General features: G+C 61.7%; 22 protein-coding genes and 1 tRNA gene. 21 read left to right on the forward strand and 2 right to left on the reverse strand.

All coding sequences use genetic code 11. The features are described from left to right. Positions 1-41 precede the first annotated feature (41 nt). Positions 42-890 carry a hypothetical protein gene (locus AAAV44_RS01550; protein ID WP_349114210.1) on the forward strand — a complete coding sequence of 283 codons (849 nt, stop codon included), beginning with the start codon at positions 42-44 and terminating at the stop codon, positions 888-890. Here the strand turns inward: AAAV44_RS01550 and AAAV44_RS01555 are convergent. Then, positions 887-1,960, reverse strand: a complete 1,074-nt coding sequence (locus tag AAAV44_RS01555; protein WP_349114211.1) for a hypothetical protein — start codon at positions 1,958-1,960, stop codon at positions 887-889. The two genes, AAAV44_RS01550 and AAAV44_RS01555, sit on opposite strands and share 4 nt — an antisense overlap. Before the next feature lie 421 nt (positions 1,961-2,381). Then, positions 2,382-3,842 carry a pyruvate kinase gene (gene pyk, locus AAAV44_RS01560; RefSeq protein WP_349114212.1) on the reverse strand — a complete coding sequence of 487 codons (1,461 nt, stop codon included), beginning with the start codon at positions 3,840-3,842 and terminating at the stop codon, positions 2,382-2,384. Positions 3,843-4,284: 442 nt separating this feature from the next. Here pyk and AAAV44_RS01565 point away from each other — a divergent pair, with 442 nt between their 5' ends. The 20 genes from AAAV44_RS01565 to metG all read left to right on the forward strand — a co-directional run bounded on the left by AAAV44_RS01565 (position 4,285) and on the right by metG (position 22,986). Further along, positions 4,285-6,966: a cation-translocating P-type ATPase gene (locus tag AAAV44_RS01565; protein WP_349114214.1), complete on the forward strand. Its 2,682-nt coding sequence runs from the start codon at positions 4,285-4,287 to the stop codon at positions 6,964-6,966. Positions 6,967-7,343: 377 nt separating this feature from the next. Beyond that, positions 7,344-8,423, forward strand: coding sequence for a ribosome small subunit-dependent GTPase A (gene rsgA / locus AAAV44_RS01570; protein WP_349114386.1), 1,080 nt, complete (start codon positions 7,344-7,346; stop codon positions 8,421-8,423). A 252-nt stretch (positions 8,424-8,675) separates the two neighbouring features. Then, a complete protein-coding gene (cpaB, locus tag AAAV44_RS01575) occupies positions 8,676-9,335 on the forward strand; it encodes a Flp pilus assembly protein CpaB (RefSeq protein WP_227790272.1) in 660 nt (219 codons plus the stop codon). Then, entirely contained in the window at positions 9,335-10,984 is a 1,650-nt protein-coding gene (locus AAAV44_RS01580) for a P-loop NTPase (RefSeq protein WP_349114215.1), read from the forward strand. The genes cpaB and AAAV44_RS01580 overlap by 1 nt, the downstream gene beginning before the upstream one ends. Then, positions 10,981-12,309, forward strand: coding sequence for a CpaF family protein (locus AAAV44_RS01585; RefSeq protein ID WP_349114216.1), 1,329 nt, complete (start codon positions 10,981-10,983; stop codon positions 12,307-12,309). Before AAAV44_RS01580 ends, AAAV44_RS01585 begins: the two co-directional genes overlap by 4 nt. Next, positions 12,282-13,208: a type II secretion system F family protein gene (locus AAAV44_RS01590; protein ID WP_349114217.1), complete on the forward strand. Its 927-nt coding sequence runs from the start codon at positions 12,282-12,284 to the stop codon at positions 13,206-13,208. The genes AAAV44_RS01585 and AAAV44_RS01590 overlap by 28 nt, the downstream gene beginning before the upstream one ends. Further along, positions 13,205-13,846, forward strand: coding sequence for a type II secretion system F family protein (locus tag AAAV44_RS01595; protein WP_138339730.1), 642 nt, complete (start codon positions 13,205-13,207; stop codon positions 13,844-13,846). The genes AAAV44_RS01590 and AAAV44_RS01595 overlap by 4 nt, the downstream gene beginning before the upstream one ends. A gap of 10 nt (positions 13,847-13,856) precedes the next feature. Continuing rightward, positions 13,857-14,090: a hypothetical protein gene (locus AAAV44_RS01600; RefSeq protein WP_349114219.1), complete on the forward strand. Its 234-nt coding sequence runs from the start codon at positions 13,857-13,859 to the stop codon at positions 14,088-14,090. 164 nt (positions 14,091-14,254) lie between these two features. Continuing rightward, positions 14,255-14,617, forward strand: a complete 363-nt coding sequence (locus AAAV44_RS01605; RefSeq protein ID WP_349114221.1) for a hypothetical protein — start codon at positions 14,255-14,257, stop codon at positions 14,615-14,617. A 1-nt stretch (position 14,618) separates the two neighbouring features. Beyond that, positions 14,619-14,837, forward strand: coding sequence for a hypothetical protein (locus tag AAAV44_RS01610; protein ID WP_195234242.1), 219 nt, complete (start codon positions 14,619-14,621; stop codon positions 14,835-14,837). Then, on the forward strand, positions 14,773-15,312 hold the full coding sequence (locus tag AAAV44_RS01615) for a TadE family protein (RefSeq protein WP_349114222.1): 540 nt from the start codon (positions 14,773-14,775) through the stop codon (positions 15,310-15,312). Before AAAV44_RS01610 ends, AAAV44_RS01615 begins: the two co-directional genes overlap by 65 nt. After that, positions 15,284-17,449, forward strand: a complete 2,166-nt coding sequence (locus tag AAAV44_RS01620; protein WP_349114223.1) for a hypothetical protein — start codon at positions 15,284-15,286, stop codon at positions 17,447-17,449. The genes AAAV44_RS01615 and AAAV44_RS01620 overlap by 29 nt, the downstream gene beginning before the upstream one ends. After that, positions 17,449-17,925: a hypothetical protein gene (locus AAAV44_RS01625; RefSeq protein ID WP_195363289.1), complete on the forward strand. Its 477-nt coding sequence runs from the start codon at positions 17,449-17,451 to the stop codon at positions 17,923-17,925. The genes AAAV44_RS01620 and AAAV44_RS01625 overlap by 1 nt, the downstream gene beginning before the upstream one ends. After that, entirely contained in the window at positions 17,922-18,281 is a 360-nt protein-coding gene (locus tag AAAV44_RS01630) for a DUF192 domain-containing protein (protein ID WP_349114224.1), read from the forward strand. Before AAAV44_RS01625 ends, AAAV44_RS01630 begins: the two co-directional genes overlap by 4 nt. A gap of 58 nt (positions 18,282-18,339) precedes the next feature. After that, positions 18,340-18,606 carry a hypothetical protein gene (locus AAAV44_RS01635; protein ID WP_349114225.1) on the forward strand — a complete coding sequence of 89 codons (267 nt, stop codon included), beginning with the start codon at positions 18,340-18,342 and terminating at the stop codon, positions 18,604-18,606. Beyond that, positions 18,606-18,890 carry a hypothetical protein gene (locus tag AAAV44_RS01640; protein WP_349114226.1) on the forward strand — a complete coding sequence of 95 codons (285 nt, stop codon included), beginning with the start codon at positions 18,606-18,608 and terminating at the stop codon, positions 18,888-18,890. The genes AAAV44_RS01635 and AAAV44_RS01640 overlap by 1 nt, the downstream gene beginning before the upstream one ends. Before the next feature lie 123 nt (positions 18,891-19,013). Beyond that, positions 19,014-19,086, forward strand: a tRNA-Phe gene (locus AAAV44_RS01645). A gap of 282 nt (positions 19,087-19,368) precedes the next feature. Beyond that, positions 19,369-20,430, forward strand: coding sequence for a cellulase family glycosylhydrolase (locus AAAV44_RS01650; protein ID WP_349114228.1), 1,062 nt, complete (start codon positions 19,369-19,371; stop codon positions 20,428-20,430). Positions 20,431-20,436: 6 nt separating this feature from the next. Further along, complete coding sequence (gene rsmI / locus AAAV44_RS01655; protein WP_349114230.1) at positions 20,437-21,315, forward strand: 16S rRNA (cytidine(1402)-2'-O)-methyltransferase; 879 nt, start codon at positions 20,437-20,439, stop codon at positions 21,313-21,315. A gap of 69 nt (positions 21,316-21,384) precedes the next feature. After that, positions 21,385-22,986, forward strand: coding sequence for a methionine--tRNA ligase (metG, locus tag AAAV44_RS01660; RefSeq protein ID WP_349114232.1), 1,602 nt, complete (start codon positions 21,385-21,387; stop codon positions 22,984-22,986). Positions 22,987-22,998 lie beyond the last annotated feature (12 nt).

Here is a 22,998-nt window from a genome sequence, read left to right on the forward strand (position 1 = left end):
CCGTGATGGTATAGTTATCCAGGTTTTTTATGGGGGTGGCTATGCCAAGCTGGAACATTCATATCGCTCAGACGGAGCGTTTGCTGGAGCGCACCGGTGCGCTTGCCAAGAGCGTGCGCGACCGCAATGCCTTTTTGTTTGGCTGCGTGGTTCCGGATATTTTCGTGGGCTATATGGTCCCTGGCATCGCCGATCCCATCCCGTACCGCATTACGCACTTTGCAAAGCCCGAGCCTATCCCTAAGCCGCGCGAGCACGAGTTCTGGGATACCTATGTGGCGCCGCTGCTTAACGGCGCACCCGCGGGCGAACCCGCCGAGGCTACCTCGATTGTCGAGGAGCGCGAGCGACTGAATCGCGTGCACTATCCCCAGCGCTACAGGGATGCCGAGCCGGTTGTCGGTCCCGGCGCTCGTGAGTTCTCGCTTGCGTCCGAGGACGTGGCGCAGTCGTTGCTCGATTTGACACTGGGTGTCTGGTCGCATCTGGTGGCCGATACCGTATGGAATACGCGCGTGAATCAGTACCTGGAGGCGCACGGCGGCAAGCCGTGCGAGGAGTTCCGCATTAAAAAGCAAGGCGACTTTGACTGGTTTGGCAAGACGCTCGGGATCGTTTCGATTCCGCGCGCGACCGATCGCCTGTATACTGCGGCGACGCGTTTTGGTCAGTATCCCATCCATAAGGAGTATGTGCTCAAGACCATTGGCGTTATGCACGAGATTGTACGCGAAAACCCCGGCGAGCCCGACCATCCGCCATACCGCCTGCTGACCGAGAAATTCTTCGACGCAACGTTTACCGAGGTCATCGAGCTGACCGAGGCGGGTTTTGCCGCCCGTGTCGAATCGCCCGATGTGCCTGCGCTGCCCCTGATTGCTAGCTGCTAGCTGGCCGGCCCGGCAGTGAATAGCTCAACCCAATCGACAAGTAGCTCTTGCCGTAAGGTATCTTCGGCAATGCGCTCCTGTTTGGTCTTTGGGATGTGGGGAAGCCCGGCCTTTTTATGGATGAGCTCGGCTATGTGATCGAAGCTCTTCTTCTCCTTGATCTGGTCATAGGTAATTTGGATGACGTCGTAGCCCATGCTTGTGAGTGCGGTGGCGCGCTCGGCATCGGAGAGGCTCGCGGCTTCGCTGTCGTGGGCAGAGCGGCCTTGGCATTCCAGAATGACGCCCATGCTGTCGGTGGCGCTTTCGATGAGGATATCGGCGTAGCAGCAGGTTTTGTCATACAGCGAACGTGCGGCTTCACTGAGCGGGATGCGCGCGTTGTTGGCGATCTCGATGCCCTGGCCGCCCTCGTCGCGGGGGAGCGAGATAAGCATGGAGGTCTGTACTTCGAAGGGCGAGGCGGCCTGCCCCGTCATGTGCTCGGCCGCCCAGCGCAGTTGTTTGACGCCGCGCAGGCCTGCGGCTTGCTTGGCGAACGCGGCGATATCCGTTGCGGTAAGAAGCGGCGTGCGCTTCCACAAGTTGGTGTCATTGCCCTTGGTGTCGTTAACTCGCTCCCAGCCGCAGTTGGGTGGAATGAACTTAAGCGAAATAGCTTCATCGAGTTGTTGTTGCGTTCGCTCGCAGGGCTTAAACACTGCAAAGGAGCTGCACATCTCGTAGCACGCCATGAGTAACTGGTTGCGTGAGACCTGCGTGGCAAGGCTGAGCAGCGTGAACTCCGGTGAAGTGACATCAAATCCATGTTCAGTCTGTCTAAACGACCCAGGAGGCGGCTCTTGGGTTAGCAGACGGCTATGAAATAGCTTTCCGTTCGCGCGCTGTTTCCTTTCACTCACGGATCTCCAAACTGGTGTGCCGAGCAAGTCTTTAAATACCGGTTGTTTTGAGTAATGCACCAAGCGATGGTCATGGTCGGGCGGCAGGATTGCCGGATAGAGTCCCAGTATTTGGGGCGGGATGCGATAGTACTGAAAAGCCGTAGGTCCGCAGGCAAGAAATGACATAGCGATCCGATCGTTTGAGCGTTGTTTGGGCTAGAAAAGCTATCCGTTTCGGAAGTGCGGTGAAAAAGACAAATAGGTCAGGTACAAGCGGTATTTAAGCCAACTTTATCAGGGGTTTTGTTGAAATAAAAGGACTTATGCTCGGGGGTAAGCAATTTTTCCCCGCACTTCCGAAAACGCGGTTGATCTGGTTCTTGCTAAAACGATTTAGCAGCGTCGGTTAAGGTGTGGGTTTGCCACCGGGCGAACACTTTTAGCGCTTGGGGCTTTATTTTTTGGGCCTCGGAGGGCGGATTTCGCGCTTTTGGTAATGAAATGGGTGCGTGCCATGCCGTGCGGTAGGCATCGGTGCACAGAAAAAGGGCCCGGAAGGCAATGCCTTCCGGGCCCTTTGCAATGCAAATCTGCTTGCAAGTGCGATTTAGCGCACCTGAGCGACGTAAGCGACGTTGGTCGAGGAGACCTTGTCCTCGAGCTGGACGCTCATGCGGGGATCGCCGGCGGTAGCGACGGTCAAATCGCCAGTCTTGACGTAGCCGAGCTCCTTAGCGGTCTCGATCGCCTTGACGATCGTGCCGTTGACGGTGCCCTGGGTAATCTCTGCCTGGTGCGGGATGACGCCCCAGTACATGATCATCTGCTGGACGGCCCACTCGTGGCGGGAGAACGCGCAGATCGGCATGTTGGGACGGAAGTGCGAGATCAGGCGGGCAGTACGACCAGTGGTCGTCGGCACGGTGATGCACTTGGCGCCAACGGTGGTGGCCATGTTCACAGCGGACATACCCACAACGTTGTTGACGACGCGGGTGCCGTGAGCGTCAGCCGGAACCTCGAGCGGAGCGTGAGCCGGGAGGTACTTCTCGGTCTCGAGAGCAATGCTGGCCTGCATCTTAACGGCCTCGACCGGGTACTTACCGGCAGCGGACTCGCCGGAAAGCATAACGGCGTCGGTGCCGTCGTAGATGGCGTTAGCAACGTCGGCAACCTCGGCACGCGTCGGGCGCGGGTTCTGCTGCATGGAGTCGAGCATCTGCGTAGCGGTGATAACGGGCTTGTAGGCCGCGTTGCACTTGGCGATGATCTCCTTCTGGATGTGCGGAACGAGCTCGGGCTTGATCTCGATGCCCAGGTCGCCACGGGCGACCATGATGCCGTCGGAAGCCTCGAGAATCTCGTCGAAGTTCTCGACGCCCAGGGCGCACTCAATCTTCGGGAAGATCGTCACGTGCTCGCCGCCGTTCTCGCGGCAAAGCTTGCGAATGCCGCGGACGGACTCGCCGTCACGGATGAAGGAAGCGGCGATGTAGTCGATGTTCTCGGTCAGGCCAAAGAGGATGTCCTGACGATCGCGCTCGGTGATAGCGGGCAGCGAGATGTTGACGTTGGGCATGTTGACGCCCTTGCGCTCGCCGATCAGGCCGTCGTTCTTAACGACGCAGGTCATGTCCTGGCCGTCGACGGACTCGACCTCGAGGGCAACCAGACCATCATCGATCAGGATAAGGGAGCCCTTCTCGACCTCGGAGGGCAGAGCCAGGTAGTCGAGGGAGATGTGCTTAGAGGTGCCGTGGAAATCCTCGGACGTGGGCTGAGCGGTGACGACAATCTTATCGCCGGTCTTGACGGCAACCTTCTTGCCGTCGACCAGAAGGCCGGTGCGGACCTCGGGGCCCTTGGTGTCGAGCAGGATGCCGACGGGCAGACCGAGCTCCTTGGAAATACGACGGACGCGCTCGATGCGACCGTGGTGCTCGTCGTAGGATCCGTGCGAGAAGTTAAAACGGGCGACGTTCATGCCCGCCTTGATCATCTCGCGGATGGTCTCGTCGCTATCGCAGGCGGGACCCATGGTGCATACAATCTTGGTGCGCTTGTACATTCAGACCTCCATCTGACATCGTCTTGCGCTGATAGATAAACCATAAGAAATAAAACTGAGATGATTATAACGAAATGCCGACCGAATACCCCAAAAAATCGACCGTATGCCGAATTAGAAGTTCATTTTTTGCGGTAAAAACGGTACGTGAAAAATCTTTACCAACCGTTCTGACCGCTGCTATCTGGGCGATATTTCAGTTTGACGATGCGCCGAAGAAAAAACGTTTTATCAATGTTGAGCATCACACGGTCTGCATCGTTGCACTCGAGCCGTGTTTCCAATTGGAATGTTTTGGCTAGACGCACCGCTTTGGGGTACCATAGCTCCACTATCAACTGCCGCTCAGCACGGCAGCCTTGATGAGCCCTTGCCCTTCTCCTGGGAATTATGATCGGGCATCAATCTGCTGAGTGGCCCGAATCCCAGGAGGGGACTCTATATGCAAAAGGAATACCTGTCCGCCGCGGCGGAGGTACTCAGCGACCAAGGTGTCGATGAGAACCTCGGCCTGAGCAACGACGAGGCGTCGTCGCGCCTCGCCAAGACAGGCCCTAACAAGCTCGAGGAAGCCGAGAAGACGCCGTTGTGGAAGCGCTTCTTTGAGCAGATGGCCGACCCCATGGTCATCATGCTGATCGTTGCCGCCGTCATCAGCGCGCTCACGGGCATGGTCAAGGGCGAGGCGGACTTTGCCGATGTCGCCATCATCATGTTCGTCGTTATCGTCAACTCGGTGCTGGGCGTGGTCCAGGAGGCTAAAAGCGAGGAGGCTCTCGAGGCCCTGCAGGAGATGAGCGCGGCGCAGTCCAAGGTGCTGCGCGACGGCAAGCTCGTGCACCTGCCGAGCGCCGAGCTCGTGCCCGGTGACGTGATCATGCTCGAGGCGGGCGACTCCGTCCCGGCCGACTGCCGCGTGCTCGAGAGCGCCACGATGAAGATCGAGGAGGCCGCCCTTACCGGCGAGTCCGTGCCCGTCGAGAAGCATGCCAACGTGATCGAGCTCGCCGCCGGCACCGACGACGTGCCGCTCGGCGACCGCAAGAACATGTGCTACATGGGCTCCACCGTGGTGTACGGCCGTGGCCGCGCCGTCGTAGTCGGTACCGGTATGAACACCGAGATGGGTAAGATCGCCGGCGCCCTGGCCGAGGCCAAGGAAGAGCTCACGCCGCTGCAGGTGAAGCTTGCCGAGCTCAGCCGCATCCTCACTATCATGGTTATCGTCATCTGCGTCGTTATCTTTGGCGTCGATATCATCCGCCACGGCGTGGGCAACGTTCTTACCGACCCGACCGCCCTGCTCGATACCTTTATGGTCGCCGTCTCGCTCGCCGTCGCTGCCATCCCCGAGGGTCTGGTCGCCGTCGTGACCATCGTGCTGTCGCTCGGCGTGACCAAGATGGCCAAGCGCCAGGCAATTATCCGCAAGCTTTCTGCCGTCGAGACCCTCGGCTGCACGCAGACCATCTGCTCCGACAAGACCGGCACCCTTACCCAAAACAAGATGACCGTCGTCAAGCACGAGCTCGCCGCGCCTACGGAGAAGTTCCTGGCCGGCATGGCTCTGTGCTCCGATGCCCAGTGGGACGAGGAGCTGGGCGAGGCCGTGGGCGAGCCGACCGAGTGCGCGCTCGTCAACGACGCCGGCAAGGCGGGCCTCACCGGCCTGACTGCCGAGCACCCGCGCGTGGGCGAGGCCCCGTTCGACTCTGGCCGCAAGATGATGTCCGTGGTCGTCGAGACCCTGGACGGCGAGTACGAGCAGTACACCAAGGGCGCGCCCGACGTGGTGATCGGCCTGTGCACCCACATCTACGAGGGCGATAAGGTCGTTCCGCTGACCGAGGAGCGTCGTGCCGAGCTCGTGGCCGCCAACAAGGCCATGGCCGACGAGGCCCTGCGCGTGCTGGCGCTGGCAAGCCGCACCTACACCGAGGTCCCGGCCGACTGCAGTCCCGCCGCGCTCGAGCATGACCTGGTCTTCTGCGGCCTGTCTGGCATGATTGACCCTGTCCGCCCCGAGGTCGCCGACGCCATCCGCGAGGCGCATGACGCCGGTATCCGCACCGTCATGATCACGGGCGACCACATCGACACCGCCGTGGCCATCGCCAAGCAGCTGGGCATCGTCACCGATCGCAGCCATGCCATCACCGGTGCCGACCTCGATCGCATGAGCGACGAGGAACTCGACGCGCACATCGAGGACTACGGCGTGTACGCCCGCGTCCAGCCCGAGCACAAGACACGCATCGTCGAGGCCTGGAAGTCGCGCGACCAGATCGTCGCCATGACCGGCGACGGCGTCAACGACGCCCCGTCCATCAAGCGCGCCGACATCGGCGTCGGTATGGGCATCACCGGCACCGACGTCACCAAGAACGTTGCCGACATGGTGCTTGCCGACGACAACTTCGCCACCATCATCGGTGCCTGCGAAGAGGGCCGTCGCATCTACGACAACATCCGCAAGGTCATCCAGTTCCTGCTTTCGGCCAACCTTGCTGAGGTGTTCTCGGTGTTTATCGCCACGCTCATTGGCTTTACCATCTTCCAGCCGGTGCAGCTGCTGTGGGTGAACCTGGTCACCGACTGCTTCCCCGCGCTCGCGCTGGGCATGGAGGATGCCGAGGGTGACATCATGAAGCGCAAGCCGCGCAACGCCAAGGACGGTGTCTTTGCCGGTCACATGGGCCTGGACTGCGTGGTCCAGGGTCTAATCATCACCGTGCTGGTGCTGGCGAGCTTCTTTGTGGGCGTGTACTTTGACATGGGCTACATCCACATCGCCGATATGATCGCCGGCAATGCCGACGAGGAAGGCGTGATGATGGCGTTCATCACGCTCAACATGGTCGAGATTTTCCACTGCTTCAATATGCGCAGCCGTCGTGCGTCGCTGTTCACCATGAAGAAGCAGAACAAGTGGCTGTGGGCTTCCGCCGCGCTGGCACTGGTGCTGACGGTGATCGTGACCGTGCAGCCGACGCTTGCCGAGATGTTCTTTGGCCCTGTGACGCTTGAGCTCAAGGGCGTTCTTGCCGCGCTGGGCCTGGCCTTCCTGATCATCCCGCTGATGGAGATCTACAAGGCGATCATGCGCGCGGTCGAAAAAGAGTAGCGCACTCGTCCGGGCCCGCCCCACGCCCTTTCTCCCTCACTGGTCCTCGCGCTTTGCGCTGCGGGATCGTTCGGGAGAAAGGGCTTCCGGGGCGGGCCCTGCGGTGGCTTTGCTGGCTTTTCTCCCGTGCGGATGAAAAGGGCTGAGGGAAAGTTTGTGAGCCGATCGAGCGTTTGCTCGACCGGCTCTTTTTGATTTAGGGCTTTGCCCGGCCAGCTCTTTTTGATTTAAAATACCTGCTCAGTTGTGATTTATGGTGCTGGGAGGCGCTTGTGGGCAAGGCGAAGGCTAAGGCGAAGAAAAAGACGACGGGGGCGCGGGCTAAGCGCGATCGTCGTCGGAAGCTTGCGACCGAGGCCCCCGCATCTGCCGAGGAGCTGCTGGCAAGCGTGCCGGGGCTTGACGCGCTGCAGGACGTTCCGGCGTTTGATGACCTGCCGGTCGATGAAACCCAGCAGACTGCCTTTGATGATTTCTGCGCACATGCTGAGGAGCCCGAGCAGATGCAGCTTGGCGCCGTGGTGCGCTTAGATCGCGGGTTTCCGCTGGTGGCGACGGCCGACGATACCTTTCGTGCCGAGCATGCCGTGGGGTTTGCCAAGTCGCGCGGCGAGGACGAGGTGCTGCTGCCCGCCGTGGGCGACCGTGTGGCGGTGCGCCGCGCTCCCGGGCACGATATGGGCGTGATTGAGTGCGTTCTGCCGCGCCGTACGAGCTTTGAGCGTTGGCGCGGCCGTGCCCGCGGAGAGCGTCAGGTGCTCTGCTCCAACGTGGATAGCGTGCTAATCGTGCAGGCGCTCGGTGCCGGTGAGGTGCTGCTCGACCGCGTGGCGCGCTCGCTGGTGTTGGCGCTCGACTGCGATGCCGAGCCGGTGGTGGTGCTTACCAAAGCTGACCGCTGCGATGCCGAGGAGCTCGAGCGCGATCTGGACCGCGTGCGCCGCCTGGTGGGTCCGGACGTGCACGTGATCGTGACGTCCTCTGCCGAGGGCCGCGGCCTGGACGAGGTCCGTGCCTGCGTGCCTGCCGGGAGCTGCGCCATGATCCTGGGCGAGTCGGGTGCCGGCAAGTCGACGCTGCTCAATGCACTGCTGGGCCACGATACGTTGGCGACCGGCGGTGTGCGCGAACGCGACGACCAGGGCCGTCACACTACCGTCGCGCGCGTGATGGTGGCGCTGCCGGGCGACGCCGGCGTGATCGCCGATGCCCCGGGCCTGCGCAGTCTACCGCTCGTGGGTCACGAGCGGGGTCTGGCGCGCGCCTTCCCCGAGATTGTCGAGGCATCGCGCGCGTGCCGGTTTGGCGATTGCACGCATACCCATGAGCCGGGTTGTGCCGTTCGCGAGGCCGAGGACGCCGGGCAGATCGACAGTCTGCGTTTGGAAACGTTCCAAAACCTGGCGTCATCCATGCGCGTGAGTGCTCAAATGCTCGATCCCGATGTCCATCTGTAATTGATTTTTCCTATGACAGCCGTCTCCCAACTGTTCGGGAGACGGCTTTTTTGCTGCGGAAAAGCCTCGAAACATGCAGTTTGCTGACGTGCTGGCCAAAACCTTGCCACGAGCTTGACGGGCTGGTCAGCTTTTGGTCAGCGATTGGTTTGACATCGAAAACCAAGATCGCGATTGCGCCGCTTTGCGCTCTGACCGCCCAGACAATGGTGGTACGGGCATTCGCCCGGCACTGCCATGAGAGGAGCGGCCGTGAACAAGAGCAAGCGCATCGCCATCAGTCTGGTCGCGGGCGTGCTCGCTGCTCTGCTCTGCATGGTTTACGGCTCGTCGATCCGCTCGCAAGCCGAACAGGTCCAGGCTGAGACCTTGGCCAAGTACGGTGGCGATCGCGTCGAGGTATGCGTCGCGGCGCGCGATATCGATGTGGGCGAGACCCTCGATGAGACCAATGTCATAACCCAGGAATGGCTGACGAGTCTGCTGCCGCGTGACGCGGCGACCGAGCTGCGCCAGGTGCGCGGCGACGTGACGACTTCGCGTATTCCCAAAAACGCCGTGATCTGCAATGTCTACACCAAGGCCGAGAGCCACAAGCTCGAGGTGCCTAAGGGCAAGGTCGCCGTTTCGGTGGCGGTCGATGCCGAGCACTCGGTCGGCGGTGCCACGGGCGTGGGCAGCTATGTGGACGTGTATGTGCAAAAAGATGGCGTAACCGATCGACTGTGCGGCGCGCACGTGATCGATACCAGTGAGAATTCCGGTGCCACGCGCGAGGGCAAGATCGAATGGGTGACGCTGGCGGCTGACCCCGAAGACGTCAAGGAACTGCTGGGAGCCTCGGGCAAGGGAACGGTCAGCTTGACGATTCCCGCCACGGCGCGCGGCAAAAAGAGCGGAGGCGACGAGTGATGAAGGCGATCTGGCTTGCGTGCTGCGCGTGCGGCGATTACGGGCTGTTGCAGCGGGAAGTCGAGGGCCGTGATGCGGGTGCACAGGTGCTTCGCGTGGGTGACCTGGACGGGCTGGTTTCCATGGCGCGGGCGTTTCCGTCGCGCCGCGGGGCTGCCATCATCGCGGCGTCTCTGTTTGATATCGAAGATGTGCGCAAGACTGTTGCGCGCCTGACGGCCGAAGGCCGCGTGAGTCGCGTGGTCGTGTTGATAGAAGTGCTCGATCCGTCGGATATCGAGGGACTGTTTCGTGCGGGGGCGACCGAGGTCATCGCTGCGCACAGTATATGCGGCAACGGGCGCGCGGGCGAGGGAGCGGTTGATTCCGATCGGCGCATGACGATTGAGCCCGATGCTTTTGTTGATAGGGAACCCGGGGCGCCTCGCGCTACAAGAGGCCCGCGTGTTGATGATTATGGAAAAGCGGAAGCCGAGCATGGTCGGCGCCCCCGGAACCCCCTTGTATACGATGACGCTGGAGGGCCGGCACAGCATGCTGGCGACTCCCCGGCTGTAGATATGGGATACGTGCACGGCGTGAATCTGGCGGATGAACTCGACGAAGTTGAGGGCTTTGCCGGGTGCGGCGAGTTGTCGCTGATGCAGCATGAGCAGATTGCACAGAACGAGCCTGCCTTGCAGACCGAACAAGCCGCCATGCCGGCTTGGACGCAGCGTGTGGTTGCGGCGGGGGAGACGGGGACGCTGTCGCCGACGCCCGCCCCGCCGCCTCCGATGCCGCCGGCAGACGCTGCCGCTCCGCAGCATCGAGCTCCGGTCATCTGCGCCATTTCGGGTTCGGGCGGTTGCGGCAAGTCGACGATCGTTGCCACCATGGCACACGCATCGTCGCTGTTGGGCTTGCGTGCCGCCGTGCTCGACCTGGACCTGATGTTTGGAAACCTTTACGACTTGTTAGGCGTCGATGCTCCGCGCGATATGGCGGCACTTATCGAGCCGTCGGCGGCGGGCGCGCTCACCGAGCCGGATATCGTAGCCACATCGATGCGCGTGGCGCCGGGCGTTACGCTCTGGGGTCCCGTCGCGGCGCCCGAGCAAGCCGAGCTCATGGCACGTCCGGTGGAGCTATTGCTTGATGTCCTGCGTCGCGAATCCGACGTGGTCTTTATCGATACCTCGGTCTTTTGGGGCGATGCCGTGGCGGCTGCGGTGGCGGCGAGCGACCGTTGCCTGGTCGTTGGCGATGCGGCGGTGTCGTCCGCGACATCGGCGTCGCGCGTCATTGAACTGGCAAGTCGAGTAGGTGTGCCGCGCACGCGCATGAGCGCCGTGTTCAACCGGTTCGGTGCGCGCGGGGCAGACGAGGACGTCGCCATGCGCTTTGAGATTGCCTGTGCGTTGAGCTCCAAGATTCGTATCGCCGATGGCGGGCAGGATCTCGCCGCGCTCATGGCGTTTGGGCGCGCTGACGAGGCAGTGGGGCAGACCAGCGCTTTTGCGACCAGCGTGCGCGAGGCCACGCGCGAGATGCTCGTGGAACTGGGGTGCGCCGTCGGCCCTTGGAGCGATATGGTCGCCGACCGTGCAATGCGCACCGAACGCCCGCGTATTCGCCTTCCCTGGTCGCGCGAGGGTGATCAGCGATGAGCCTGCAAACGAGGATTAAGGCTGCTGGCGCTGCAGCGGCGGCAGCGCCTGTAGATGCGGGGCGTCGCCGCGCGGTGAAACGACGCACCAAGCGCGCCGTGATGGACCGCATGGGTTACGACGAAGTGGCGCGTATCAGCGCCTATATCGACCCGGCACTTGCCCGCTCGGAATTGCGTCCTGCGGTGGAGGCGGCGCTCAATGTTGAGGAGCCGACCGATCTCGCGACGCCCGAGCGCGAGACTATCATCGACGAGATTTTGGATGACGTGGTGGGCTTGGGGCCGTTGCAGCCGCTCATCGAGGACGACACCGTTACCGAAATCATGATCAACGGCTGCCGCTCGGCTTTCTTTGAACGCGGCGGCGTCTTGTACCCCATCGAGCATGCGTTTGAGGATGATGAGCAGATCCGTGTGCTTATCGACCGCATCATCTCGCCACTTGGCCGCCGTATCGACGAGCGCAGTCCCATCGTCAACGCCCGCCTCAAAACGGGCTATCGCGTCAACGCGGTGATTCCGCCTGTGGCGATTGACGGACCGATTCTCACCATCCGTAAGTTCTCGGACCGTATCTGTTCGTTGGACGAGCTTGTGGGGTTGGGGTCACTGCCGCTTTGGTATGCGCAGCTGCTGTCGTGCGCGGTGTCGTTACGGCAGGACTTGGCGGTTGCGGGAGGCACGGGGTCGGGCAAGACCACGCTGCTCAACGCGTTGTCGTGCGAGATTTCCACCGGCGAGCGCATCGTGACGATCGAGGATTCCGCCGAGCTCAAGTTTGCACATCACCCACACGTTGTTCGTCTGGAGGCACGTGAGGCGTCAATCGAGGGCGAGGGTGCGGTGACGATCCGCGACCTGGTGACCAATGCTCTGCGTATGCGCCCCGACCGCATCGTCGTGGGCGAGGTGCGCGGTGCCGAGTGCTGCGACATGCTGCAGGCCATGAACACGGGCCACGACGGCTCGCTCACCACGCTCCATGCGGGTACCGAGCAGGAGACCGTGGTTCGTCTGACGCTGCTTGCGCGCTACGGCATCGATTTGCCGAGTGAGCTTATCGAAGAGCAGATCGCCATGGCGCTCGATGGCATCGTGATGTCCGAGCGTCATGCAGACGGCAGGCGGTTTGTGGCCTCATATTCGGGGGTTCACCGCGGCGCGTCGGGCGGTGTTGAGCTCGAACGCTACGTGACGTTCGATGCCGCCGAACGCACTTGGACGCTCGATCGCGAGCCGCCGTTTATTGCGGAGGGCTTGCGGTCGGGAACGCTCACGCAAGAGGAGGTGGACGAATGGAGATCGCTATGCCCCTCGTCGTAGGGGGCTTGGCGGGGCTTTCTGTCGCGACGGCGTGTGGGGCAGGGCCTCGTGTGCCGCGGAGGCCGCCGGCGGAGCTGGCGCGCCAGACGCTCGAATCGATGGCGGAGAAGCTGCCCCGTGAGTTGACGGAAAACGACCTGCTGACAAAGACTGCCCGCTCGTGGGCGTCGCTGATCCCCGCAGATCGCCTTGGGCTTGCTATTGAGGATAACGCGGCTCGTCTGGCATTTCTGCTGCTTTCGAGCGGTATCTGCAGCGTCTTGCTGGCCGTTGCATCGTTGTCGCCCATCGGCTTTTTCTTGGGGCTGGTGGCGCCGTTTGGCGTGGGCGCCGCGCGTGACACCTTCGATCGCCGACGCGAACAGCATGATGTAGAAGAGGCCATGCCCGAGGCATTCACAGCGTTATCCATGTCGCTTGCCTCGGGGCATTCGCTGGCACAGGGCATGCGCTTTGTGGGCGCCCATGCGCAAGAGCCGGTTCATACCGAGTTTTTGCGGGTGGCGGCGGCAATCGATTGCGGTGTCTCGGCGACCGACGCACTCGATGACCTACTCGTTCGCATCGATGCCCCCGGCCTTTCGCTTGTCACCTTGGCGCTCAAAGTGTCGCAGCGTACCGGGGCTCCGCTTGCCGGCTTGCTGTCCGAGGCGTCGAGCATGGTGGGTGAGCGCATCGAGCTCAAACGCCGTCTGGACGTTAAGACGTCACAGGCGCGTATGTCGGCACACATGGTCGCGGCGATGCCGGCGGGCATGTGCGCGGTACTGGCTTTGCTTTCGGCAGACTTTCGCCGTGGTCTTGCGACGCCGGCTGGTGCGGGCGCCGTGGTGCTGGGACTTGCCCTCAACGTCGTTGCCCTGGTAGTTATCCGGCGCATTATGCGGGTGGAGCTATGAGCGCCCTGGTCGGGGTCGCGGCTTGTCTGTGCGCCCTGAGCGTATTTGCCGCGACGGGTTTGGAGCGTGCGGATGCTCGCAAGATTGCAGAGACATGCAAGCGTGAGGCGGTACTGGTCATTGCTGCGGGCTGCTCGGTGATTGATGCCCTGACCGCGCGAATGAAGGGCGCGATTGGGGCGGGCGGCCCGGCGCGGGTGTCGCTCGGTGAGGTGTCCGAGATGATCGACGTGGTGCGCCTGGGGCTTTCTGCCGGCCTTTCGTTTGACGCGGCGCTCGAGATTTTCTGTGCCAATCGTCGGTCGGTGCTGGCCGTCCGTCTTGAGCGAGCCTGCATGGCGTGGCAGGTGGGCGTGGGGACGCGCGAGGCCGAGCTGTTGGCTGCCGCGCGTGATTTGGACGTGAGGGCGCTCGAGACCTTTGCCATCACGGTGGGGCAGGCGCTTGCCCTGGGCGCTCCGCTGGCCGAGACGCTGGCTGCTCAAAGTCGCGAGATCCGTGCGGCCCATCGCGCCGCAGTCGAGCGCGAGATCGAGCGCGCACCGGTCAAGTTGCTGATTCCCACCGGCACGCTCATCTTGCCGGCGTTGCTTCTGTCCATATTGGGCCCGCTGCTGGGAGCAGGCGGGATGATGTAGGGAGGAATACATGAACACGATGACCGACATTGCGGGCAAGGCTTGGAGCTGGGCTTTTTGCCGGGCAATCCGCGCTTGCCAGCGTGCCAAGGCGCTGTTGCGGGAGGAGAGCGCGCAGGGCACTACCGAATACGCCATCTTGGTCGGCGTGCTCGTAGTGATCGCGATTATCGCCATCGTCGCGTTTAAGAGCAAAGTCGAAGAACTATGGAACGCGATCAAAGACGGCATCAACAGCCTGTAGGAGGCAGGCGGCCTGTTGGTTCGCCGCTGGTGCTCGTTTGCTTGCTCGTGGCAATAGCGGTGACGTTTTGGGGGCTGGGTGTTGCGCGGCAGCAGCGTCCAGGCGCTACTGCCGATTTGGGATCGGGCTCGGCGGCGGTGTCACAAGCGGAAGGCGCGGGGGCTATGGGCGGTCAGAATGCCGCCGTCACGGCTCAGACCTTTTTGCGGGCACTCGATGAGCGGGCGGCCAGTGCGACGGAGCCGTCTGCAGACAACGCGATTGCGGTTCGGCTCGCATGGTCCGAGGACCGGCCGATGACCGAGGCAGCGGCAGACCTGCTGCGCGCCTACCGCGAGGTGCCCACGGCCCAGCTCGCCCTGAGTGGCTATCTCGATATTAAGGGCAACGTATGGGGCGCCATCGTGCGCGATGGGCGAGGCTGGGTCGACATGGTGACGGTTGCCGCGGATGCCGGCGATGCCTCGTGCCGCCTGCGTGCCGTGCGTCTGGTTCCGCAAACAACGGAGTCAAAGGAGGGGTCGTGAAATGCATGATGTCCTGCGTGAGGAATCTGCTCAGTCGACCGTCGAATACGCCATCGTCACCGTGGCGCTGTTGTCGATTGTGCTGGCGATTGCGGGGCTTTGGCGCGCTGGCACCGATGGGCGCTTGGCGGCATTGGTCGAGCGGGCAGCGTCTCATGGCGTCGCCCCATCGTCGGTTATCGACGCCGCGACGGGTGCCAAGGACATCGCTCTGTATTGATATCGCGTGTGAGGATCGGGCGCAGTCTACGGTCGAGGCCGCCTTTTTGCTGCCGACGTTTTTGACGCTTATCTTGCTCGCGTTGCAGCCGGTGTGCCTGCTCTATACGCGCGCGGTCATGGAGTCTGCCGCCGCCGAGACCGCGCGGCTTATGACCACGACGACGGTGGAGAACGACGATGACCTTAAGGAGTTCACTCGCCGCAGACTTGCCGCGGTGCCCAACGTCTCGATTTTTCATGCCGGCGGGCCGCTGTCGTGGGATATCGAGTTGGGGCGGGCCGGTGCCGGCGGCGTTTCGTCCGTGTCTGTTGCCGGCGAGGTTAAGCCGCTGCCCGTGATCGGTGCATTTGTGCAGGCCATGGGCAGTGCGGGTGAGGGCGGCTATGTCGAGCTCAAGGTCGACGTCTCGTATCGATCGCGTCCCGAATGGCTGGAGGGAGATTATGATTCATGGATTGCTGCATGGGATTAGGCGCTGCCTGCTGCGGGTGACGCAAAGGTTTGCGGCCCGCCGTCGACCAGGCGCTCGCCGCAGGCGGGGCGGCTTTATGGGCCGTGCCGGTATCGACTTGTTTATCGAAGACGGTGCCTATACCACGCTCTCCTCTGCGGTTGTCATTCTGGTGGTGCTTACGCTGCTGTTTTCGTCGACCGCGGCGATATGGAGCATGTCACGCGCCGGAGACACCCAGGTGGCGGCCGATAGCGGCGCGCTGGCGGGCGCCAACGTGGTGTCGTCCTATCACACAGCCGCCACGGTGGTCGATGCGAGCATTTTGAGTTTGGGCCTGGCGGGGTTTGCCACGATCGGCACCGGCTTGGTTGCCATTCTCATTCCGGGCGCCGAGGTTGTCGGCAGTGATATCATCGACACAGGGACCCAGATCATTAAAACGCGTAACAAGTTTGCCAAAAGCGCGGCAAAGGGCCTGCAAAAGATCGAGACCGCTTTGCCGTACCTGGTTGCCGCGCGCGCAATGCAGGCAGTATCGGCGCAGGATACCGACGGCGTGACCTATACCGGTACGGCGCTTGCCGTGCCCAGGACATCCGAGTCGGATTTTGTTGCGCTCGAAGGATCCGAAATCTCGACCGATGCCATTAAAGATGCGTCGGAAGATCTGGAGCGCGCGGCCGAGGAACTGCAAAAAGCATCGGAGGAGACGGCGAAGGCCAAAGAGCGCGCCTGGCTAGCGGATTGCGGTGGGTCGGATAAAGGTTCGGTCGGCAGCTGTTCGTGTATGTGGGAGCGTGCAAAAAGCCTAACGGATCTCTCCGGTGTTCAAAATCCGCATTACTCATCGAGCGTTACGTGGGAGCCTCAAGTTGCCCTTGATCGCGCGAAGGACTACTACCATCGGCGTCTGACAAATGAGAAGCCCCAAGGCTCGAGTGTCGAGATGAAGGCAGAGTCTGCGGCGCGTAAGGCGTTTTATACCTATGCGAGCGCTGAGGTCGATCGGGCATATATAACCGAGAACGGAGACAGGGTTTCCTCTTATATTCCGCTGCTGCCGCGCAACTCTGATGAGGTTCGGGCGACGGAACTCTATACCGATGCGGTGTGGCCGACTAGCGTGAACGATGACAAGGCGTATTTGCATTACGGGACGACCTGCCCTAACTATAAGAAAGGAACGCCGAGCGGATTTGCTTCGGTTGCCGATTACGATGGACAGGATAAATGCAGCAAATGCCATTTTGGCGTTTCGGCGCTTGGTGCTGTTGCGGCGCCTTCAACCTCTATCGAAAACGGCTTCGAGTATCACTTTGACAAGTTTAAAGACGCCCTGGAGGACTACGTCGACTGTCGTAACAAGGAGCTTGAGCTCGAGCGTCAGACTGAGGACGAAGCCGACCGTGCGGGCAATGCGTTCGATACCGCCATCAAAGAACTTTCCGGTGAGCGCCCGCGCATCGCCCCGCCCGGTCGCAACGGCGTGGTCGCCTTTGCGGTCTCGGGCGCCATCTCCAGTCCCGACGAGCTCAACTCTTCGTTTAACACGGCAGTTGAGCTTGGCGATCGTGGTGCAATTTCTGCTGCAGTGCTCGCGCCCGATGATGCGACGGCACAAAATAACGTTCTCTCGCGGTTTTTCTCGACATTGAAGGAACGCTCGGGCGGCGTTGCCGGCGTGCTCGACGGCGTCATGGATGTTTGGGGACGGCTACTCGTGGGATACGGTGATATCCAAGGCTCAGCCGACGAACTTATGGACGAGATGATTAAAGGCCTAGGAGGGGGCAGCGGCGCGTTGGGCTCCATCGCATCGTGGCTCGGCGATACCGTTTCGGCGTCCGTGGCGGCGCTGGGTTTGGAACCGTGCGACTTGCGCCTGCGAAAGCCGGTGCTGACCGATTCCGCCAATATCATTAAGAGTCCGGGGTCTGACATTGCGGGTCTCTCTCAAGCGCAAGACAAACTGCGAAGTATTCCGTTGGGCGTGACCGATCCCAAGGCGCTTTGCGAGGCGTTGGAATATCAAGTCGAACGCACCATTAGCGGTACGGTGTTCACACTTGCGGAGATTCCTCTGCCCGGCGGCGGCTCCATCCCGCTCACCGTCGATGTCGCCACGCTGGTTGGCGCTCTGGGCGGTGGGTCGTAATGAGTATCCGCATGCGTCTGCGCGAGGAGCGCGCCCAAGCGACGGTGGAGATGGCAGTGGTTACGCCCGTTTTGCTGGTGCTGGCGCTCATCGTGTACAACGTTATGATCTTTGCCAGCGCTGTCGCGCGCTTCGACCGCGTGGTGCCCGACATCGTGCTGGCGCACGCTGTGGCGCCGGGCGGGGAGGGTGACGAGAGCTCTGCCGATGCCTCGGCGACGGTTCAGACTCAAATTCTGAATGCCATGGAAGGCTATGACTTGCAGATCGAAGTGTCGAGCGAGCAAGGCGCGGAGGCATCGGATGGTGGCCTGCTCTCCCTATCCGGTACGTTTAGGACCTACACCTGCACCATGCACTATGAGCCGTGGCCGACTTCTCTCAGCATCGCTGGCGTTCCGCTGGGGGCGCCGACAACGTTGTCGCACGAGCGTGCGGTGACGGTCGATCCATGGCGTCCGGGGGTGGTCATGTGACCGCGGTCTCGTCCTACATCGCCTACGCGCGGGCACTCAACAGGCTGGGTTGGACGCCGGCCGAGTTTGCGGTGGCGGAGTCGTTTGTCGTGCGCCTGCGCGGCATGCTGGGACGGCGTCCGGTTGCCGCCAACGGCCTGCCGCTCGTCATGGCGTTTCCACGCTGCTCTTCGGTCCATACGTGTTTTATGGCCTATCCCATCGACATCGCCTTCATCGATCGCGACGGCAATATCCTCGCGCGCTACGAAAACGTCCGCCCTTGGCGCATGTGCTCCTGCCCCGGCGCCTGGGCCGTACTAGAGCGTCCTTCAATCATTGTTTCGACCCCTGCTCTCCAACGCGTGCCGGCTTAAGAATTGGCGACAGTGGACTTTCGTCATACGAAATTGGGTAAGATGGAGGAGAAGATGCATGGATGTTGAGATTCATCCCAACGCTAAAAAGCACCTGACGGAAAAGCAGGTGCTTAGCGCTTGGCTTGCGGTTACTGAGTGCATTCGTCGCGAGTCGAAGGACGAGCCGCCGAGATGGCTTGCGATTGGATGGCTCCCAGACGGACGAAGCGTGGAGCTTGTCGCGGTCGAGCTTGTCCGTGGGCGGCTTATCATTCATGCCTTGTCTCCAGTCCAGAAGAAATTTTGGCAGGAGATTGAACAGGCTCGGCAAAGGGGTCGATGATGGGCAAGACGTATACGGCCGCTAATGGTCAGGTTGTAACGGATGAAATGATTGACGCGTGGTGCGAGTCGTACGAGCGCGGAGAGTTTCCGGATGGCGAACGCACCGTTGGTGGGATCGTGCATGGACGGCCCCCGCTCTCAGGTGAGGGGACGGCAACGCTGTCGGTCAAGATTCCTCTGGGAATGAAGGAGGCCATTCGTCGACGGGCGGCTGCCGAGGGGATGACGCCAAGTGAGTTTGCCCGTGCGGCTCTGAGTGAAAAACTTCTTGCTGCCGGCTGATGCCTCTGACGTGCCGATTTATAGAACCGAGGCTGTGCTCAAAAACTTTTTTAAAATTCTCGGTTGACCGGAACGCGTCCTTGGTTATACTAATCAAGCCTTGAAACAAGGCACAACTCAAATGGCTGGGTAGCTCAGTTGGTAGAGCAGAGGACTGAAAATCCTCGTGTCAGGGGTTCGATTCCCTTCCCCGCCACCTTGAATTGACTAGGACCTCTGCAAAGGGGTCCTTTTCTTTTATCGAGGGCTCTGCGGAAACTGCGTCCCGGAATTTGGCTTCAGAGTGGGATGCGTTTTCCGGCGCTTACTTCCGACGTGCGTGCACATCTCGGGCCCGCCCGCTCAGACATTCCTCCCGCTTTTGCGCCACTTTACAGACCGTTCGGTCGTCTGTCCGCACGCGCGGGTATACTCAAAACGATACTTTTCCTATGCAATACGATGCAGGCTCGGCCTGCACGATCCGAAGGGGGCAGTGATGGAGAGGATACTCGGCGTTAATCTCTCTGGCTGGTTTATTCCCGAGCCTTGGGTGACCCCGTCGCTATACGCGGCGACCGGTGCATCCAATGCGGCCGAGCTGCAGGAGGCCATGGGCACCGCCGCCTATAACGAGCGCATGCGCCGTCATTACGAGACGTTTGTGAGCGAGGATGATTTCCGTCGCATGGCGCAGATCGGCCTCAACGCCGTGCGCCTGCCGGTGCCTTGGTATGCCTTTGGCTCACAGGAGTCCGATGCCTCCTACATCTCGGTTGTCGATTACATCGACCGCGCGATTGAGTGGGCTGCCAAGTACGACATCCGCGTGCTGCTCGATCTGGCGACGGTGCCCGGTGGCCAGGGCGATTCCAACGATTCGCCCGCCACGCCGGAGGCTGTTGCCGAGTGGCATTCGTCCACTAACGGCCGTCATGTCGCGCTCGACGTGCTCGAGCGCTTGGCCGAGCGTTACGGCGAGGCCGAGAGCCTGCTGGGCATTGAGCTGCTGGATACGCCGCAGATGAGTGTCCGCAAGAGTCTCTTTGCCATGACGGATGGCATTCCGGCTCACTACCTGCGCAATTTCTATCGCGATGCCTACGAGCTCGTCCGTTCGTATATGCTCGAGGATAAGATCGTCGTCTTTTCGTCTTCGGGGCATCCCAGCGAGTGGAAGCATTTTATGCGCGGCGCCAAGTACAAGAACGTCTACATGGACCTTCACCTGTACCATTACCGCGACGAGTATGCGCTCGATATCACGAGCCCCCGCGGGCTGACGACGGCGATTTCGCGCAACAAGCGCGAGCTTAAAGAAGCGATTTCGACTGGGTTCCCCGTGCTGGTGGGCGAATGGTCGGGCGCGGCGATCTTTGCCAACTCGTCGGTTACGCCCGAGGGCCGCAATGCCTACGAGCGCGTGTTTATCGCCAACCAGCTGGCTTCGTTTGCGCCGGCTGCCGGTTGGTTCTTCCAAACGTGGAAGACCGAGAAGCGCATTGCAGCATGGGACGCCCGCGCGGCGCTCGGTACGCTCGAACGCGGCATGATTGAATAGGTTGATATGACGCAAAACAGCGCCCATACGGGCAAACTCTATGTGGTCGGCACGCCCATCGGCAACCTGGGCGACCTGTCCCCGCGCGTTGGTGAGGCGTTTGCCGCCGCCGATGCCATTTGCTGCGAAGACACGCGTGTGACGTCAAAGCTGCTGATGCACCTGGGCATTTCCAAGCCGCTTGTCCGTTGCGACGAGAATGTGATCGCCAGCCGCGCCGCCGGCCTGGTCGACCGTCTGCTGGCGGGGGAGACCCTCGCCTTTGCCTCGGACGCCGGCATGCCGAGCGTGTCCGATCCCGGCCAGGCGCTGGTCGAGGCGGCGCGTGAGGCCGATGTGCCCGTCGAAGTTATTCCCGGGCCCTCTGCTTGCGTCACGGCGCTCGTTTCGTCCGGCATTCCCTGCGAGCATTTTTTCTTCGAGGGCTTTTTGGGCCGAAAGCACGGCGACCGCGTGCGCCGCTTGCAGCGCCTTGCCGTGGTGCCCGGCGCGCTCATCTTCTACGAGTCTCCACATCGCATCGTGGCGACGCTCGAGGCTGTGGCAGAGGTTTTTCCCCAGCGTGAGGTTGCCGTCTGCCGCGAACTCACCAAGTTGCACGAGGAGGTCTTGCGCGGACCCGCTGCCCAGCTTGCCGAGGAGCTGCGTGCCCGCGGCGAGGTAAAGGGCGAGATTGCGCTGGTCATCGCGCCGCCGAGCGAGGATGAGGAGGCCGGTATCATGCCGGTTGGCGCCGCGGCGGCGGATCCCGACGAGGCCCTGCGCGAGGATATCCGCGTCGCGCTCGAGGAGGGGGAGCCCGCCTCTGCGGTGGCCAAGCGCCTGTCTCAGAAGTATTCGCGCCGCAAGCGCGATGTCTATGCCATGGTGCTCGATATGCAATAGATGGAGGATATCCAGCCCTTGCGTTAGAATCATCCCCTGTATGCAACGTTTTTCTGGAGGACAGACCCCATGGATCAAACCAAGCCTTCGTTCTTTATCACGACGCCCATCTACTACGTCAACGCCGATCCGCATCTGGGCACGGCTTATTCCACCATCATCGCCGACGTCCAGGCTCGCTATCGTCGCTCAGCCGGCTATAACGTCAAGTTCCTGACTGGCATGGACGAGCACGGCGAGAAGGTCGCCGAGGCTGCAGCAAAGCACAACATGACGCCGCAGGAGTGGACCGACAGCCAGGCTCCGCACTTCAAGGAGCTTTGGAGCAAGCTCGAGATCTCCAACGACGACTTCATTCGTACCACCGAGCCGCGCCAGCATCATGCCGTGCAGTACCTGTGGGAGCGCATGAAGGAGTCCGGTTACCTGTATAAGGGCAGCTACGACGGCTGGTATTGCGTGCCTGATGAGACCTACTTCACCGATACACAGGTCCAGAAGGGCGACGAGGAGTACGGCAGCGTCGGCCAGCACCTGTGCCCCGACTGCCACCGTCCGCTTGAGCGCGTGCAGGAGGAGTCCTACTTCTTTAAGCTTTCCGCCTTCCAGGACAAGCTGCTCAAGCTCTATGACGAGCACCCCGACTTTGTCGAGCCTGCGTTCCGCATGAACGAGGTTCGCAGCTTTGTCGAGGGCGGCCTTAACGACCTATCCGTGAGCCGCACGAGCTTTGACTGGGGCATTCAGGTCCCGTTTGACGAGGGCCACGTGACGTATGTGTGGTTCGATGCACTGCTCAACTATATGACGGCCGTCGGCTACGGTGTCGACACCGACGAGGCGCGTGCCGAGCTGGCCTATCGCTGGCCCGCGCAGTTCCACATCGTGGGTAAGGACATCATCCGCTTCCACTGCGTCATTTGGCCCGCCATGCTCATGGCCATCGGCGAGGCCCTGCCCGAGCACGTCTTTGCCCACGGCTTCCTGACCGTGCGCAATGCCGAGACTGGCAAGGCCGAGAAGATGTCCAAGAGCCGCGGCAACGCCATCGCTCCGCAGGACGTTATCGACATGCTGGGCGTCGAGGGCTATCGCTACTACTTCATGACCGACGTCGTTCCCGGTACCGACGGCGCCATCAGCTTCGATCGCATGGAGCAGGTCTACAACGCCGACCTGGCCAACAGCTGGGGCAACCTCATCTCACGTTCGCTCAACATGAGCGGCAAGTACTTTGATGGTTGCGCGCCCACCAAGCCCGCATCGTTCGATGCGTTCGACAACCCGCTGGCAAAGATTGCCGATGGTCTGGTCGAGCGCTACATGGCCAAGATGGACGTGCTCGATTACGGCGGAGCCAAGGATGAGGTCATGGAGCTCATCCATGCTGCCAACCACTACATCGAGGACTCCGAGCCCTGGGCGCTTGCCAAGGACGAGGCCAAGGCTGACGAGCTGGCGTTCGTGATCTACAACCTGCTCGAGGCCATCCGCATTGCCGCTCACCTGCTGATGCCGCTCATGCCTCAGACTTCCGTCGAGGCCCTGCGCCGCCTGTCCTGTGAGAACGAGGCCGCGAGCGACGACCTCAAGGGCATTTGCGCTTGGGGCCTGCTTGCCGGTGGTCAGCCCGTTGAGAAGGGTGAGCCGCTGTTCCCGCGTCTGGGCTAAGACGCCGCGCCA

It is taken from the genome of Collinsella sp. CLA-AP-H1 (assembly GCF_040092945.1).
Taxonomy (GTDB): domain Bacteria; phylum Actinomycetota; class Coriobacteriia; order Coriobacteriales; family Coriobacteriaceae; genus Collinsella.

Excerpts from the sequence above, each read along its gene's own strand:
- AAAV44_RS01640 (WP_349114226.1), top strand. The coding sequence starts at position 18,606 with ATGGGCAAGACGTATACGGCCGCTAATGGTCAGGTTGTAACGGATGAA.
- AAAV44_RS01650 (WP_349114228.1), top strand. The coding sequence starts at position 19,369 with ATGGAGAGGATACTCGGCGTTAATCTCTCTGGCTGGTTTATTCCCGAG.
- AAAV44_RS01600 (WP_349114219.1), top strand. The coding sequence starts at position 13,857 with ATGAACACGATGACCGACATTGCGGGCAAGGCTTGGAGCTGGGCTTTT.
- AAAV44_RS01625 (WP_195363289.1), top strand. The coding sequence starts at position 17,449 with ATGAGTATCCGCATGCGTCTGCGCGAGGAGCGCGCCCAAGCGACGGTG.
- metG (WP_349114232.1), top strand. The coding sequence starts at position 21,385 with ATGGATCAAACCAAGCCTTCGTTCTTTATCACGACGCCCATCTACTAC.
- AAAV44_RS01590 (WP_349114217.1), top strand. The coding sequence starts at position 12,282 with ATGGAGATCGCTATGCCCCTCGTCGTAGGGGGCTTGGCGGGGCTTTCT.
- AAAV44_RS01615 (WP_349114222.1), top strand. The coding sequence starts at position 14,773 with ATGGCGTCGCCCCATCGTCGGTTATCGACGCCGCGACGGGTGCCAAGG.
- pyk (WP_349114212.1), bottom strand. The coding sequence starts at position 3,842 with ATGTACAAGCGCACCAAGATTGTATGCACCATGGGTCCCGCCTGCGAT.
- AAAV44_RS01585 (WP_349114216.1), top strand. The coding sequence starts at position 10,981 with ATGAGCCTGCAAACGAGGATTAAGGCTGCTGGCGCTGCAGCGGCGGCA.
- AAAV44_RS01635 (WP_349114225.1), top strand. The coding sequence starts at position 18,340 with ATGGATGTTGAGATTCATCCCAACGCTAAAAAGCACCTGACGGAAAAG.
- AAAV44_RS01620 (WP_349114223.1), top strand. The coding sequence starts at position 15,284 with ATGATTCATGGATTGCTGCATGGGATTAGGCGCTGCCTGCTGCGGGTG.
- AAAV44_RS01580 (WP_349114215.1), top strand. The coding sequence starts at position 9,335 with ATGAAGGCGATCTGGCTTGCGTGCTGCGCGTGCGGCGATTACGGGCTG.
- AAAV44_RS01595 (WP_138339730.1), top strand. The coding sequence starts at position 13,205 with ATGAGCGCCCTGGTCGGGGTCGCGGCTTGTCTGTGCGCCCTGAGCGTA.
- AAAV44_RS01605 (WP_349114221.1), top strand. The coding sequence starts at position 14,255 with ATGGGCGGTCAGAATGCCGCCGTCACGGCTCAGACCTTTTTGCGGGCA.
- AAAV44_RS01565 (WP_349114214.1), top strand. The coding sequence starts at position 4,285 with ATGCAAAAGGAATACCTGTCCGCCGCGGCGGAGGTACTCAGCGACCAA.
- AAAV44_RS01555 (WP_349114211.1), bottom strand. The coding sequence starts at position 1,960 with ATGTCATTTCTTGCCTGCGGACCTACGGCTTTTCAGTACTATCGCATC.
- rsmI (WP_349114230.1), top strand. The coding sequence starts at position 20,437 with ATGACGCAAAACAGCGCCCATACGGGCAAACTCTATGTGGTCGGCACG.
- AAAV44_RS01610 (WP_195234242.1), top strand. The coding sequence starts at position 14,619 with ATGCATGATGTCCTGCGTGAGGAATCTGCTCAGTCGACCGTCGAATAC.
- AAAV44_RS01550 (WP_349114210.1), top strand. The coding sequence starts at position 42 with ATGCCAAGCTGGAACATTCATATCGCTCAGACGGAGCGTTTGCTGGAG.